Genomic DNA, 15,569 nt, shown 5'->3' with positions numbered 1-15,569 from the left:
GTTGATTTATTCCTCGAAATTTCTCAACACAAATTGTAAAGGGAAAAGTTTGTTTCCCATTTTTATTTCTATGGAGGAAATGAAATGAAATCCAACCCATTGAGCACTATGCTCAAAACATCTCTGATGTGTGGTGTTGCAGCGTCAGGGTTTGCTGTAACAGGTGCATTCGCACAAGATGCTGCACAAGCAGACGAAGACAACGTAGATATTATCTATGTGACATCACGTAAAAGACCTGAAATCGTAACTGAAATCCCAATGAATATTGCGGTTGTTGGTGCAGAAGAAATCAGTCATCGTAACCTTGTTATGGCTGAAGACGCATTCCGTACATTCGCGGGTGCTGCGAACCCACGTGGTGAGCTTATTCTTCGTGGTCTATCAGGTGGTAACGACAGTACACCAGAAACAACAGCGACATTTACTGACGGCATTCCTTTTGACTTCGGTAACCTATATGACGTTGAGCGTATCGAAGTACTTCGTGGCCCACAAGGTACACTTTGGGGTTCAAACGCTATCGGTGGTACAGTTCAGGTTATTACTAACAAGCCAAACCTAAACGAATTCCTTGGCAGTGCATCTGTAATGATTTCTTCTGAAAAGAATCGCCCTGGCATGGGTACTCGTGCATCTGGTATGTTCAACATGCCACTTGTTGAAGAAAAAATGGCTATCCGTGTTACAGCTTCATCTGGTCATGAAGATGGTAAGATTTATAACCCATATACAAACAATTCAGGTAAAGAAGATGATTTCTTCGTTCGTGCTCAACTAGGTTGGGAACCAACAGAAAACACCAAAGTAAACCTTTCTTGGATTAACACACGTGATTTCGATAGCGGCCGTGATGGTTCTGACCATACAGTCCCTGGCTATTACTATGATTTCCAACTTACTGCGAATGATAGTGCACTTTACGGCTATGACGTAACACCAGCATTCACAGATTGTGCCGATCCAGGCATGTCACGTGTTGAATGTTATAATGATCGCTTCGGTACTTCATTAAATGGTCATAACCCTAAGTTCGCTGACTGGGAACTTATGGATCCATATAACGAAGATAAATATCACGTTGTTGCATTAACACTTGAACAAACAGACATTATCGAAGGTGTTGACCTGACATATGCTGGTTCATGGCGCCATTACAGAAACCGTGGCCAACAATCTGGTTGGACTCGTCTTGATGCAAACGACATGTTCCGTACATGGATCATCGATGAATATGATGATGAGCGTATCACACAAGAACTTCGTTTACAGAACAATGACTTCGATGCTCCACTTCAGTGGACTGTTGGTGCGTTCTATGACAAAACGAAACAGGATCCAACAGATTCTGAACAGTGGCAGTATCATGCATCTGATCCACAAAGTCGTGCGATTGCAGCATACCTATGGAATGTTTACTGGGATAGCCCAAGCACACCATATGCTGATTATGCTGATCCAACTGCACTTGGTATTGCTATGTATGGCGATCCAACCAAGAACTATAACGTAACAACAAACAAATACGAACAAAGAGAATTCGCACTATTCGGTGAAGTTGGTTATACAGCTGATCTTGGCGATGCTGGTCGTATGGAATTTGTTGCTGGTCTTCGTTATTACGATCTTAAAGATGTTGAAGATTCACATCAATCAGGTCAATGGGTTGATCCAGTAAATCAAACACTTGATACAACAATGGTTAATGACGGTGAAACTGGCTTCCGTAAGAAGTTCAGCGTGAACTATATGCCAAACGATGATTTCTCAATCTACGCTCTTTATGCTGAAGGCTACCGCCCAGGTGGTAACAATGGTCCATCAGCACCTAACGACTGTAGAAATGATGAAAACATCGGTTCATATGTTGACCGTTATGAATCAGACCAAATCAAAAACTATGAAATTGGTTTCAAAGGTTTTGCATTTAACCGTAACATGAGCTTCTCTGCTGCAGCTTACCAAATCGACTGGGAAGGCGTACAAGCAAGCGTTTATATGCCATCTTGTGGATTTAGTTATACTGCGAACGCTGCTGCTGCACGTTCAAAAGGTGTTGAGTTCGAAAGTACTACAAACCTTACTGACACATTGAAGTTCCTTGCGAACGCGTCATACACTAAATCAACAATGCAAGAAGCTGTTCCAGCACTTCAAGCTGAAGCTGGTGATGACATGACAATGGTACCGAAGTATAACTTCTACCTTGCTCTTGACCAAGCTTTCACAATCGGTGAACAAGATGCGTTTATCCGTGTTGAAGCAAACGGTTATGGTGAAAGTAAATCTCACTTCCGTGCGAAGGATACAGATATTTCACCTGCATACACAGTTGTTGGTCTTTCAGCAGGTCTTAACCTATCTGAAAACATGGACGTTAGCGTTCACGTAAGAAACCTATTCAACAAAGAAATCATCAACTATAAGAGACAACGTTACAACAGTGATTGGTCACTGGGCGCACGTACATATTACTATGGCCGTGAGCGTACTATCTCAGTACGTCTAGACGCTACATTCTAATATAGTCGATAATAAAAATATTAAAGGCGGACCTTAATTTTAAGGCCCGCCTTTTCTTTTGTCTGAGTTAGATCTTTATTAAATCATTCTTCTTCCATCGCGAAGAGTTCAGTATTACCACCGGTTGCCACCGTATTAATCGTTAATGTTTTTTCAGTCGCAAATCGGTATAGATACCTTGGTCCGCCTGCTTTTGGCCCTGTACCAGATAACCCTTGCCCACCGAATGGCTGAACACCGACAACCGCACCAACGATATTGCGGTTTACATAGGTATTACCAACATCCAGATTGCGGAAAATATAATTTGCACTTTCCTCAATGCGGCTATGAACACCAAGTGTTAAGCCAAAACCAGTGTTTTGAACCTGCGCCAGAATATCATCCAGTTTTGATGCCTTATAACGGATCACGTGAAGAACCGGACCAAAAACCTCGTTGGTTAGTTGATCAAGTGAACCAATTTCATAAAGGCACGGGCCAAAGAATGTACCGTCTTTATATTCATCCGGTGTTTCCAGCTTATGAAGAAGCGTTGCTTCACGGTCCATACGTTCAATATGAGCATCAAGCAATCCGCGCGCATCCCCATCGATCACCGGCCCCACATCGGTTTTAAGGCTTAATGGATTACCAAGCGATAAACAGTCCATGGCACCTTTTAACATTGGGATAATGGTATCAGCCACATCATCCTGAATATAAAGAACGCGTAATGCAGAACAGCGCTGCCCGGCTGACTGGAATGCTGATGAAATAGCATCGTCAACCACTTGCTCAGGCAAGGCCGTGCTATCAACGATCATAACATTTTGGCCACCCGTTTCCGCAATAAGCGGCACAATCGCACCTTCACGGTTTGCGAGGCTTCTATTGATGATTTTCGCCGTTTCCGTTGAACCCGTGAAGGCCACACCGGAAATACGTTCATCTGCAACCAATTTTGCACCCACTGTTGCACCATCACCCGTCATCAAATGAAGTACATCAACCGGCACACCCGCTTCATGCATTATTTTTACAGCTTCCGCAGCCACAATCGGTGTTTGTTCGGCTGGTTTTGCAATAACCGCATTACCGGCCGCAAGGGCAGCTGTAACCTGACCCAAGAAAATCGCAAGTGGAAAATTCCACGGGCTGATACAAAGAAATGTACCACGGCCATTAAGATATAGCTCGTTACGCTCACCCGTTGGGCCAGGCAGTAAAATACCACCTTCGAATTTTTCTTCTGCCTGTCCTGCGTAATATCTTAAGAAATCAACGGCTTCACGAACCTCTGATAATCCGTCCGCAAGTGTGCGACCCGCTTCCTTGGCTACCAGACCCATAAAATAATGGGTTCTGGCTTCAAGCTCATTGGCGGCTTCGTTTAATATTTTTGCACGTGCGGCACCGCCAATAGCATTCCATGCTTTCTGTGCTTTCGTGCTTGCGGATAATGCGCGCTCAATATCATCATCGGACGCGATACCAACCTTACCAACAGCATGTCCAGTTGTGGGGCTTAAGACATCTTCCAGATTGGAAAGTGACATTTCACCGGAAACAATCGGCCCCACTGTCCAATCATGTTCAATTTTTAGGTTTTCTGATAATTCCTCAATTTCAAGCGGGTCTGTTAGTTCAAAACCACTTGCATTTTTTCGGCCAATGGCCTCACGTTCAGAAGCACTTAAAATATCAGCTGGCAGTGGAATCATACTGTGACGCTTTGGTGATTTTTCCTCAACCAACTTAATGGTATCTTGCATCAAATCATCAACCGCCACTTCACTATCCATAAAGCGGTTCACAAATGAACTGTTCGCCCCATTTTCAAGCAAACGACGCACAAGATAAGGCAGCAAATCTTTATGTGCACCCACCGGCGCATAAACACGAATATTAAAATCAACATCCGTATTATCCGACACCGTATCATATAATAAATGACCCATACCGTGTAGACGTTGAAATTCAAATTCTTCCGCAGCCACATTCCATTTTTTCACGAGCTCTAATATAAGAGCGACGGAATAGGCATTATGCGTTGCAAACTGTGGATAAAATACATCACGTGCCGACATAAGACGTTCCGCGCAAACCTGATAAGAAAGATCAGTTGATGGCTTACGAGTATAGACAGGATAATCAGAAAGTCCTGCTTCCTGGGCATGTTTAATTTCACTATCCCAATAGGCACCCTTAACCAGACGCACCATAAATTTACGGTTTAATTCACGGCCCAGTTTAGTAAGCCAGTCAATCACATATGGCGCACGCTTTTGGTATGCCTGCACCACAAGACCCAGACCTTCCCAATCCTGAAGTTCTTCTGATCTTGCCATTGCTTCAAAAATATCAAGGGATATATCAAGACGGTCTGCTTCTTCCGCATCGATTGTAAAGCCAAGGTTCCTTTCTTTAGCAAGTTTTGCAAGCTCAATAATACGCGGCGCCATAAATGACATCACAACATCATGATGACCCATTTCATAACGTGGGTGAAGCGCGGAAAATTTCACCGAAATACCATTGGCTGGATACGGATGTGTTTCTTTTTCACCCTTACCAATTTCAAGGATCGCCGTTTTATAAGCTTCAAAATATCTATCGGCATCGGCCATAGTGCGCGCGCCTTCACCTAGCATATCAAATGAAAAACGCGTGCCAGGTTTATTTTCCTTGATACCACGTGAAATAGCTTCCTCGATGGTGCGGCCAAGAACATATTGACCGCCCATGATGCGCATGGCTTGCATGATCGCAGTACGAACCACCGGTTCACCGGCCTTTTTAATAAAGCTTTTAAACCAGTTATCCGTGTTACCAGCAACATCGCCAAGATCAACAAATTCACCCGTCAGCATTAAGCCCCAAGTGGACGCATTGACAAATGTGCTTTCGGAATGTCCCTTGTGATCAGACCATTTGCCCGCCTTAATCTTTTCATTGATAAGCTTATCAGCCGTGGCACCATCGGGAACACGCAGTAGCGATTCTGCCAGACACATAAGAGCAACGCCCTCTTTATTAGATAGATCAAATTCCTGAAGGAAATAATCCATTGTCCCTTGGCTATCGCTTTTATCACGTGATTTGGTAACGAAATCACGGGCACGGTCAACAAGTCTGTTACGTTCACCGAATGTCAGTTCTGTTGCATGCAACAGATTATCGATACATTTTTCTTCATCCGCATGGATATTTTTACGAAGATTTAAACGGATATCATCCAATGATAATGAAAGTGCGTTTTCACGGTCGTTAAGCGCGTACATATCGGCCACTCCTGTAAATTAATGTAAATGAGATTACAAAAATTATGCCAAGTTTATAGCAGAATGTCCTACTTTTTTCAGGATTGTGCCGATATTTTATCTAAGTTTAGATGCTTAAAACAGGATTTTATGCTACTAACATTCCACAACATTCACAGCAAGACCACCTTTTGAGGTCTCTTTGTATTTTTCCTGCATGTCCTTTCCGGTTTGTCGCATCGTTTCAATAACCTTATCAAGTGACACATGATGAACCCCGTCACCGTGCATGGCAAGACGCGCCGCATCGATGGCCTTAACCGCCCCCATGGCATTGCGTTCAATACACGGAATTTGCACAAGGCCGCCAATTGGATCACACGTCAGACCCAGATTATGTTCCATGCCGATCTCGGCGGCATTTTCCACCTGAAGCGGGGTACCACCTTTTACGGCTGCAAGTCCTGCCGCTGCCATAGAACAAGCCACGCCAACCTCGCCCTGACAACCGACCTCGGCACCGGAAATAGATGCATTCTTTTTATAAAGAGACCCAATCGCCGCCGCCGTTAATAAAAATTCATGGATCGGTTCCATGTCGCCATTTCGGTTATAAAACCTGTCATAATACCGCAGAACCGCCGGGATAATTCCCGCTGCCCCATTGGTGGGGGCCGTGACCACACGACCACCGGCCGCATTTTCCTCATTCACCGCAAGCGCCCATAAATTAATCCAATCAAGAATAACGGAAGGATCGCTTAATTGTTTTTCCTGAGCATCGCGTAATGCTTTTAATGTCTGGGCAGCACGTCTTTCCACATTAAGGCCACCCGGAAGCTTTCCTTTGGTTTCGCATCCTCGATTGATGGAAAAATCCATTGCTTCATATATTTGATCAAGTCCGGCTTTAATCTCGTCTTCTGATTTTAAGGCCTTTTCATTTTCCCAAATCAGCTCAGCAATTGAACAATCATGTTCTTCACATAATTTCAACAGATCTTCACCCGTATTAAAGGGGTGCGGAACTGGAATTTCTTCCGGTGGCGGTGTATTTCTACCAAAATCTGCCTCACGCATAATCGCGCCGCCGCCAACTGAATAATAATTATCTTTGGAAAGTAATTTTCCTGCTTCGTCATACGCGCTTAATGTCATGCCGTTGCTATGATGTGGCAATAATTTTTCCATATGAAACGGCATATGGTCAGCAACCGAAAAATAAATCTCATGCTTGCCGAGCAGTTTTATACGCTGGCTCGTTTTTATCTCGTCACAACGCGCATCAATGATGGATGGATCAATTGTGGCTGGTTCATTGCCCTCTAATCCCATCAGGATGGCTTTATCAGTGGCGTGACCAATACCGGTTAATGCAAGTGAGCCATAAACATCAATTTTTACGGATGAAACAGCTTCAATTGAAACGATATTTTCAAGGAAATCTTTGGCCGCAAGCATCGGCCCTACGGTATGCGAACTGGATGGCCCCACACCAATTTTAAAAAGGTTGAAAACGCTGTAATACATGCCCTCACCCTTACTCTGTTATTTAGGGAGTTGTGTTGAAAAAGATATTAAAAACGCAGACTATGCGTTTTGAGCATTCTTATCAAGTGATTTGATATGCTCTAATACCCTTAACCATTTATTCGCTTCACATATTTCGATGGCTTGGCTACGACCCATACGTCGGATCAACTTCTTTGCAAGCTCTTCAATTGTTTGGTCGCTCATGGTTTTACCTGCTCTTTGGTACTGACTTAACGTTCACTATTTTCACATAATGACACAACATTATGGCAATAAGATGCCCTAAAAAACACAGCATTTACGCCCCTGAAAACCCAAAGTCAACCAAAGATATTCACAAATATTTACATAGGTTTCACAGGCATATTTCACACGGTATATTTAAATCTGTGCATTTGCAAGTTTATAGAATAAAATATTGCCATGTTATGATTCTTCATTCGATTCATCTAACCAATCTATAATGAAAAGAGATATTCGCCATAGTGAAATCAAGATACGATTTAACGGACAAAACGCCACCAAGACCGCTGGATAAAATTGACCGAAAAATTCTCGACCTGCTGCAAGAAGATGGCCGTATTTCAAATGTCAAACTGGCTGAAAAAATTCATCTCAGTCCCACACCGTGCCTTGAACGTGTAAAGCGCTTGGAAAAAGAAGGCTACATTAAAAAATATGTCGCGGTCTTAGAGCCTAAAATGTTGAATTCAGCATTGGTTTCATTTATCGAGGTTTCATTAGGACGGACAACAACCGAAGCATTTGATAAATTCAGTGAAGTAATCCTGAGAATGGATGAGGTTCAGGAATGTCATATGGTCGCCGGTGGATTTGATTATCTGATTAAAGTCAGAACCCGCGATATGGAACATTACAGACGGTTTTTAAGTGAGAAACTGGCCCTGATTGAAGACATTAGTAACACACATACCTATGTGGTGATGGAAGAAATAAAAGCCAGCAGTGCCATTAACGTAAGTAACGAAGTATAAAATAAATGCCAAAATTCACCTTTATTTCCCCAGAAAAAAAAGAATTTAATGTTGAAGCCCCCATTGGTGAAACATTAATGGAAATCGCCGTCAAAAATAATGTCGACGGCATTGATGCAGATTGCGGTGGCGCATGCGCCTGCGCCACATGCCATATCATTTTTAATCATGCCGATTTATCAAAGGTAGGCTATGCCGACGAAGATGAAAGCGCACTGCTTGATTTCTTAAATGGCAGAAAAATGGGCAGCCGCCTTAGCTGTCAGGTCATAATGAAAGAAGACCTCGACGGATTAACCGTCGAGATCCCCTATCCAGATTGAATAGAAACTTATTCGGCAGCACCGACTTCTTTTGTCTCGCTTTCGGCCTCATGGCCGGATGTGCCATGTAATGCGCCAAGTTTATCGGCAATTGTGTCCTTAATATCGTAAAGACAAGGCACTAGTACTAAGGTAATCATAGTGGCAAAAAGCACACCGAACGTTAATGACACAACCATTGGAATGATGAAAATCGCCTGATAACTTGTTTCAAGCATGATCGGTACAAGTCCAACAAAAGTGGTAATCGATGTCAGAATAATCGCACGGAAACGCATGCGCCCGCCTTCGGCGATTGCTTCTGTATAAGCCATTCCTTCTTTTTTAAGGTTTTTGATACAGTCCACAAGCACCAGATTATCATTCACCACCACACCAGCGGCTGCAAAAAGCCCAAGGAATGAATAAAGACTGACCGGCATGTCCATGATCAAATGACCAATCAACGCACCCACAAACCCAAACGGAATAGCCGTCAGAATAATGAATGGTTCCACATATGATCTTAGGCCAACTGCAAGCAATGTATAAATCGCAAGCAACACCAGTGATAAATAGAAACTAATTTCACCAAAGAATATTGCTTGTTCTTCAACCGCCCCTTCCGGAATGACGGAAAAGCCCGTGACTTCGCCTTTTAATTCCTGGAAAATTCCGTTTTCAAGATATTGGAAAGCCTCATAAGGCGACACAATATTTTTGTTCATCCGTGCCTGAACCTTAATAATATTTTGGCCATTAATACGTTCCGGTGAATTTAACATCGGTACATATTCCATTTCAGCGACCATATTAAACGGGATTTCACCACCGCCCGGGGTACGAATATACATTTCCCTAAGCGCGTTCATATCCTGGCGTGCTTCAAGTGGATAACGGACATGAATATCAATGGTTTCCCCGTCACGTGGGATACGCTGCACAATCCGTCCAAAGAAACCAAGACGTACTTGATCACTTAAGGTGCCAAGCGTTAAGCCATAATGTTCAGCTTCGGGTTTTAAGGATAACCTTAATTCCTGACCCTGACGGTCACGGTTATCATAAATTTGTGTCAGCCCCTGAATATCACGCATTTCTAACTTAATACGTTCAACGGATGCTTCAAGTTCCGCATCATTATTTGCCGACACATAGAAACTTAAATCACCACCACGGCGGCCCGTGTTTCTTGAATTTCTTAAAGTAACCTCCACCGCTTCTGGTACTTCACCGACACGTTCCTGCCATTCATTCATAATGGTTTCCGCGTCCAGTATCGCCATCGCTTCTGATGACATTTCTAGCGACATAAAGATACGGTTGCCGAACGCAAAGCTACTGTAATTGGGGAATAGAATATTACGGGCTAACCCTGTTTTTTCTTCATATTCTTCTTCGATGCCGCCCGGGCCACTAATGGCGGCGACCATTTCATCATGAAGTCGTTCACCCGTTCCGTCCGGTGCCGTTTCAGAAAGTTCGATTGAATATCTTAAAATATTACTCGGGATTTCTGGATTAAAAGACGAACGGATAAAACCAAGCGAATAAGCCGCCGTAAATAATATCAGCACAGAAAAGAATATTGCTGCGGTAAGATATTTATACCGCAAACATTTTTCCACGAACGGCTTATATTTATAACGGGAAACATCGATTAACCATTGTGCGACCTTACGTTGGAATGTCACGAATTTTTGATACCACTCGGCCTTAAGTCCAAAATGCTTTGTTCCTGATAAATGATTCGGCAAGATAAGCAAACATTCAACAAGCGAGAATAAAAGCGCGCCCGCAACCACCACTGCAATATCACGGGCCTGTTGTCCGGTTTCAGAAACAAAAAACAACAGTGGCATCACCGCAAGGATGGTCGTTAATACTGATAAGGTAATCGGTAAAGAAAGTGTCTGCGCCCCGAATATAGCACCAGAGAGCCCCTTCCTGCCGCGCCGCTGAGTCGCATGAATGCCTTCGCCAATAACAATGGCATCATCCACCACAATCCCGAGCACCAGCAAAAACCCAAAGAGCGATATCTGATTAATCGAGAAATCAAAGAGCTTCAACACCATAAACGAACCACTAAAAGCAATTGCGATACCAAATGTTACCCAAAGCGCAAGATCAAGACGCAAAAACATCACAAGAAGCACAAAAACAAGTAATAACCCTGTCAAACTGTTCGAAATCAGCATTTCTAATCGTTGATAAAATTCAACACTGTCATCGCGCCATGTGGAAACAGTGATACCTTGCGGGAAACTTCCTTCTGCATTTTCAAGATATCCATTAACCGCTGATGTTAATTTAAGCACATCCTGCCCTGGACTAAGCTGTGTTTCCAAGACGATAGACGGCTTTCCTTTTGAGCGGAATATAAATGGTCGTTCACTGACGCCATCTTTAATGACAGCAATATCACCCAGCTTAATACGTGTGCCGTTTGGTTGCTGTAAAATGGTAATCTCTTTAAATTCTTCAGAATAATAAGCCCGACCCTCAGCACGGATTTGTAGTGGCCTCATACCCGTACGGATTGATCCCACAGAAACATCCACGGAACTGGCGCTAATGGCTTGCGCCACAGTTGCCATAGAAATGCCAAGACGGCGAAGATCAAATTCCGATACTTCAATACTGATTGTGTTTGGAGGCATGCCGTTTACTTCCACAAGCGTCACGTCGGGCAGCGCAAGCAGGTCTGATCTTACACGTCTGGCGACACCCGCCAGTGTTTTCTGATCCGTATCACCGGATACAATCACATCAATAATATCATCGTTTTGAATATTATGACGAACACGGGGTGGTTCAATATCACTTGGAAAAGAGCGAATACCATCAATGCGCGATTGAACTTCATCCATCACGATCTGGATGTTGGCACCGCGTTCAAGTTGAAGTGTCACCGTTGAAGTGCCGCGCGAAGAACGTGATGACATTTTACGGATGTTCGCCACGCCTTTCAGCGTTTCTTCAATAGGAATGGTGATATTGTCCTCGACCTCTTTTGGGCCAGCACCAAGATATGATACCGAAACGGTAATTTCATCAGATTCTACCACTGGAAATACTTCTGTGCGAAGCATTGGAACACTGACAACACCTGCCACAATGATCAAAAGCATCAACAGATTGGCTGCAACACCGTTATCCGCAAACCATGCTATTAAGTTTCTCATTGGCTACCTCCTTGTGGTTGGCCCCCTGATGCACCATTTTGGCCACTTGCCTGACGTCTGGCGCGCAAAGCAGCTCGTTGTTCCGGTGTCATATTGGCAATTGCCGCGCGTCTTTGCTCTGGTGTCATATTAGCAAAATCTGGTCTCTGTGTCTCCCCATCCGCAGCGGTTTGCGCAGGCGCATCACCAGCCGGTGCCGCGTTAGCCGTTGTTGTACCACCACCACTTGGTGCAGAACCACCGCCAGGACGCCCGCCGCCTGATCCACCGGGACCGCCACGGCCGCGTGGGCCGCCAACTGGCATACCGTCAAGGCTAGCGATTGTTGACTTCATTCCCGGCACATATGAAAATGGCGGTGAAATAACAATCATTTCGCCATCATCTATACCAGAAATCACTGTCGTCATTTGTTGATCACGGTCCAGCACCTGTACCGGTTTGGTGAGTAGCTGTTCATCATTATAAATATAAATATTGTTATCATCCCGCATGGATTTTGTCGGCACACGGTAAAGGTTTTCCATTGTTGCACCCATGACTTCAAGGTCCACAAAAACACCCGGCAATAACGGCGGCGTATCTTTATCCCCTTTTAAATTCATTGGGTCATAAACTGTACCAATACCGAAATAAACACGGCTTTGACGATCAATGTTACTTTCAATACGTGTGATTTCCGCATCCCAAGCAATGTTCGCATCACGGGTCAGATCACGTACCTTAATATCCAGTCTTTCTTCTTCTGGTAAAATACCAACGCTTTTAACACTCAAAAGATCCATTTGCTTTTGACTAAGTGGCATACGGATTTCAAATTCATCCGTTCCAAAGACAGCGGCAAGATCCTGATTATTGCCAACGATCTGACCAAGATCCACTTGTTTTGTTGCGATCATAAGCGGAAATGGTGCTTTTACCTCAGTCCGCTCAAGGCGGATTTTCTGTGTTTCATATGCAGCCTGCGCACCTTTCAACCCTGCTTCGGCAGTTTTAATTTGCGGAATTCGTAAAACCAAATCCGTTGGTTCACCTTCGCCATATTTTTCCCAATCAAGACGTGCTAGCTCACCCTGTTCAAGTTCAAGGCTAAGCGTTTGTTCCGCACGGGCCACGTTTACTTCGGCCTGTGCAAGCGCCAGTTCATAATCACTTGGATCAATACGCATAATCACTTCACCGGTATCAAAGAAACCGCCTGAAATAAATTTAGGTGAAATATAAATAACCTGACCGGCCACTTGTGATTTAATCGTGATGTTAAAACGGCTTTCCACGACGGCCTGCGTTTTCACACTTGGGGTATAATCACCGCGTTTTGCTGTAATAACCTCGAGCCTTTCAACACGGTCTTCAAGCTTTTCAACTGGCGCTGTGGGCCGCATGATATACATGCCTGTGAATACAATAGCTGTAACAGCAGCGATTGCGGCAACGATCATAAACTGTGAATGTGACTTTTTCATTATAAACTACCTTGATTATTCACCGGTTCATTCGTACCAGTCATTTGATTAATATAAGTTTCGAGATTTTCCCCACCCAGTGCCAAATGAAGATCAGCACGATTAAGTAAACGACGATATTTCACACGCAATAAACTCTGCTGTGAAGAAATTCGGTTACGCTGTACGTTCACAAGGGAAAGAATATCCACAAGACCCTTACTATATTGATCGAGGGCGCGTTCCTCACTATAGACGGCACGGTCAACCGCAATGGTTAAGTGGCGTTCCTGCTCAGCAAGTGTCATTTCGGCCGTTAGGGCATTTTCTGTTTCCTGATAAGCGTTGAGCACAGTTTTTAAATAATTTGCAAGACTTGTATCCAGCGCCACTTCATTGATGACAACCTGACTACGACGACGTGTGCCATCCAGAATAGGTTGCACCATATTGCCAACCACACTCCACACCAGTTCATCAATATCCGCAATATCGCTAATTTCACTACCGCTCATTGACGTACTGCCGGAAACCCTTAATGACGGATAAAGCGCTTTTTTCGCGGATTCTAGATTATAATTCGCCGCCAATACACGGTTCTTCGCCGCCATAATATCTGGTCGTTTTTCAAGTAAATTCGTTGGAATACCCGTATTCATTAGGGTATCAAGTGACGGAAGCGTTAAATCCCCATCAGCCTTTCCAGATGGATAAGATCCGATCAATACTTCAAGTGTACGCATGCGTTGAATAACGGTCTGCTGCTGATTAGCAAGGTTTGATTTCGCCGTTGCCACGTTGGTTTGAATTTGCAACATATCCAAAACATCGGCAATACCACGGTCGTATCTACGGTCCACTAGGTCCTGCGCCTGCAGCAATTTTTCAAGGTTCTGTTCCAAAAGCGCAACCTGCATCACGGCTTCGATCACATCGAAATATCGTTGTGCCGTTCTGGTTGCGAGCGACATACGCGCATAATCCAGATCATTTTTTGTGGCACGAACCGATTGTTCTGCGGATGCACTGTTGCTTGCAAGGCGTCCCCAGATATCCGCTTCCCACGCTAGACCACCACGTAAGGAAAAATTTTGATTATCCGGTGTACCGCTTTCAAAATCACCATTTCTGGATGCGCCAAGGGTCAGATCCCCCGTAATACTACGTGCGCCATCGGTAATTGATTGTTGTGCCAAAGATGTTCTTAAACGATTGGCAGAAATCCTTAAATCCGGATTATTATCGAGCGCCTTTGTCACAATTTCGGTTAGATCAGCCATATCGCTGTCATTGCTTAGCCAGCTCAGCTGATCATCAACCGAAACAATATCTGCGCTTTGCCAACTGGCTGGAGTTGCCACCATATCCAGTTGGTCATCAACATTTAATTGGGGTGCGCAGCTTGCAATCAACATACTACAGCCAAGCAATAGCGCTTTGTACCCCTTTGATCCTACATTGATCATGAAGGCTCCATTTTAATATAATTTACATTCTGATACACGTTATACGTAAAAATAACATAAACCATGCTAAATTTATTATATTAAATCAGAATGCCATTATATTAAAAACGAAGCGATAGACAGCTCAGGCCACCATCAAGTTTTTGATATTCAGATACATCGACCTCGCGAACTTTATAGCCCGCCTTTTCAATCAACGCCGATGTTTCAGGGAACCCGGCCGGTACAAGTACAGTGCCGTTGATCCATACGCTATTGGCTGAATAGCTGTCATTTTGGTCAATTTCCATCAGATTATATTTCTGAAATTCAGGCTTTGATAAAAATTCACCACACGCCACTAGATTATTGTCTTCAAGATATCCAAGCCCAGTTTTGAGATGCAGCATTTCAGACATTTCAACCACCGATCCCGTCATGCCATATTTTTCCAAAATGGCAATCATTTGATCCGCACCTTCCTGGTTTGTACGTTCGGATAGACCGATATAATAATGATCACCGACCATCATAATGTCACCAGCTTCAACAAAACCCGGTGTTTTGATCTCTTCGACATTATCATAAAAGCTTTTTACCGCGTCCGCGATATGGGCCACTTCGCCGCGGCGGCTTTCTGCACCCGGGTTTGTCAGGATTGCACAATGTGGTGTCATAAGGGCCGGATCCTCAACAAAACAGCTATCCGGATATTCTTCCACCGCCGGAAGTACCGTTACCTCAAGCCCGCATTCTTTTAAGGCCTCAATATAATCGGCGTGTTGCTTTAGCGCGTTTTCATAATCCGGCTTACCCAGATCCGCTTCGGTGATGCCATCAACCATGGAACGACTTGGAGTTCTGACAATTGCATTTTTAAACATACTATATTCCTT

General features: G+C 43.9%; 10 protein-coding genes. 3 read left to right on the top strand and 7 right to left on the bottom strand.

Annotated features, from left to right (window positions below):
• Positions 1 to 84 precede the first annotated feature (84 nt).
• Positions 85 to 2,523, top strand: a complete 2,439-nt coding sequence (locus KW060_RS00690) for a TonB-dependent receptor (protein ID WP_249036554.1) — start codon at positions 85 to 87, stop codon at positions 2,521 to 2,523.
• 83 nt (positions 2,524 to 2,606) lie between these two features.
• Here KW060_RS00690 and putA read toward each other — a convergent pair whose 3' ends face one another.
• The 3 genes from putA to KW060_RS00675 all read right to left on the bottom strand — a co-directional run bounded on the left by putA (position 2,607) and on the right by KW060_RS00675 (position 7,502).
• The gene (gene putA / locus KW060_RS00685) at positions 2,607 to 5,786 is read right to left on the bottom strand and encodes a bifunctional proline dehydrogenase/L-glutamate gamma-semialdehyde dehydrogenase PutA (RefSeq protein WP_249036553.1); all 3,180 of its coding nucleotides are present in this window, start codon (positions 5,784 to 5,786) and stop codon (positions 2,607 to 2,609) included.
• Between the two features lie 135 nt (positions 5,787 to 5,921).
• Positions 5,922 to 7,295: an L-serine ammonia-lyase gene (locus KW060_RS00680; protein WP_249036552.1), complete on the bottom strand. Its 1,374-nt coding sequence runs from the start codon at positions 7,293 to 7,295 to the stop codon at positions 5,922 to 5,924.
• A 60-nt stretch (positions 7,296 to 7,355) separates the two neighbouring features.
• The gene (locus KW060_RS00675; protein ID WP_249036551.1) at positions 7,356 to 7,502 is read right to left on the bottom strand and encodes a hypothetical protein; all 147 of its coding nucleotides are present in this window, start codon (positions 7,500 to 7,502) and stop codon (positions 7,356 to 7,358) included.
• 281 nt (positions 7,503 to 7,783) lie between these two features.
• Between KW060_RS00675 and KW060_RS00670 the strand changes: the two genes are divergently transcribed.
• Together KW060_RS00670 and KW060_RS00665 are read left to right on the top strand one after the other, a co-directional pair.
• A complete protein-coding gene (locus tag KW060_RS00670) occupies positions 7,784 to 8,293 on the top strand; it encodes an Lrp/AsnC ligand binding domain-containing protein (protein WP_249036550.1) in 510 nt (169 codons plus the stop codon).
• 5 nt (positions 8,294 to 8,298) lie between these two features.
• Positions 8,299 to 8,616, top strand: a complete 318-nt coding sequence (locus KW060_RS00665) for a 2Fe-2S iron-sulfur cluster-binding protein (RefSeq protein WP_249036549.1) — start codon at positions 8,299 to 8,301, stop codon at positions 8,614 to 8,616.
• 8 nt (positions 8,617 to 8,624) lie between these two features.
• Here KW060_RS00665 and KW060_RS00660 read toward each other — a convergent pair whose 3' ends face one another.
• From KW060_RS00660 to KW060_RS00645, 4 genes are all read right to left on the bottom strand, one after another.
• Positions 8,625 to 11,783: an efflux RND transporter permease subunit gene (locus KW060_RS00660; protein WP_249036548.1), complete on the bottom strand. Its 3,159-nt coding sequence runs from the start codon at positions 11,781 to 11,783 to the stop codon at positions 8,625 to 8,627.
• Complete coding sequence (locus KW060_RS00655; RefSeq protein ID WP_249036547.1) at positions 11,780 to 13,249, bottom strand: efflux RND transporter periplasmic adaptor subunit; 1,470 nt, start codon at positions 13,247 to 13,249, stop codon at positions 11,780 to 11,782. Before KW060_RS00655 ends, KW060_RS00660 begins: the two co-directional genes overlap by 4 nt.
• Positions 13,249 to 14,694, bottom strand: a complete 1,446-nt coding sequence (locus tag KW060_RS00650) for a TolC family protein (RefSeq protein ID WP_249036546.1) — start codon at positions 14,692 to 14,694, stop codon at positions 13,249 to 13,251. The genes KW060_RS00655 and KW060_RS00650 overlap by 1 nt, the downstream gene beginning before the upstream one ends.
• A 101-nt stretch (positions 14,695 to 14,795) precedes the next feature.
• Positions 14,796 to 15,557, bottom strand: a complete 762-nt coding sequence (locus tag KW060_RS00645) for a dimethylarginine dimethylaminohydrolase family protein (protein WP_249036545.1) — start codon at positions 15,555 to 15,557, stop codon at positions 14,796 to 14,798.
• Positions 15,558 to 15,569: the final 12 nt, after the last annotated feature.

Origin of the sequence: Pseudemcibacter aquimaris (assembly GCF_028869115.1) — a bacterium.
In the GTDB taxonomy this organism is placed as follows: Bacteria; Pseudomonadota; Alphaproteobacteria; order Sphingomonadales; family Emcibacteraceae; genus Pseudemcibacter; species Pseudemcibacter aquimaris.
Note: the sequence above shows the minus strand (reverse complement) of the source record. Positions and strands in the feature narration are given on the sequence as shown.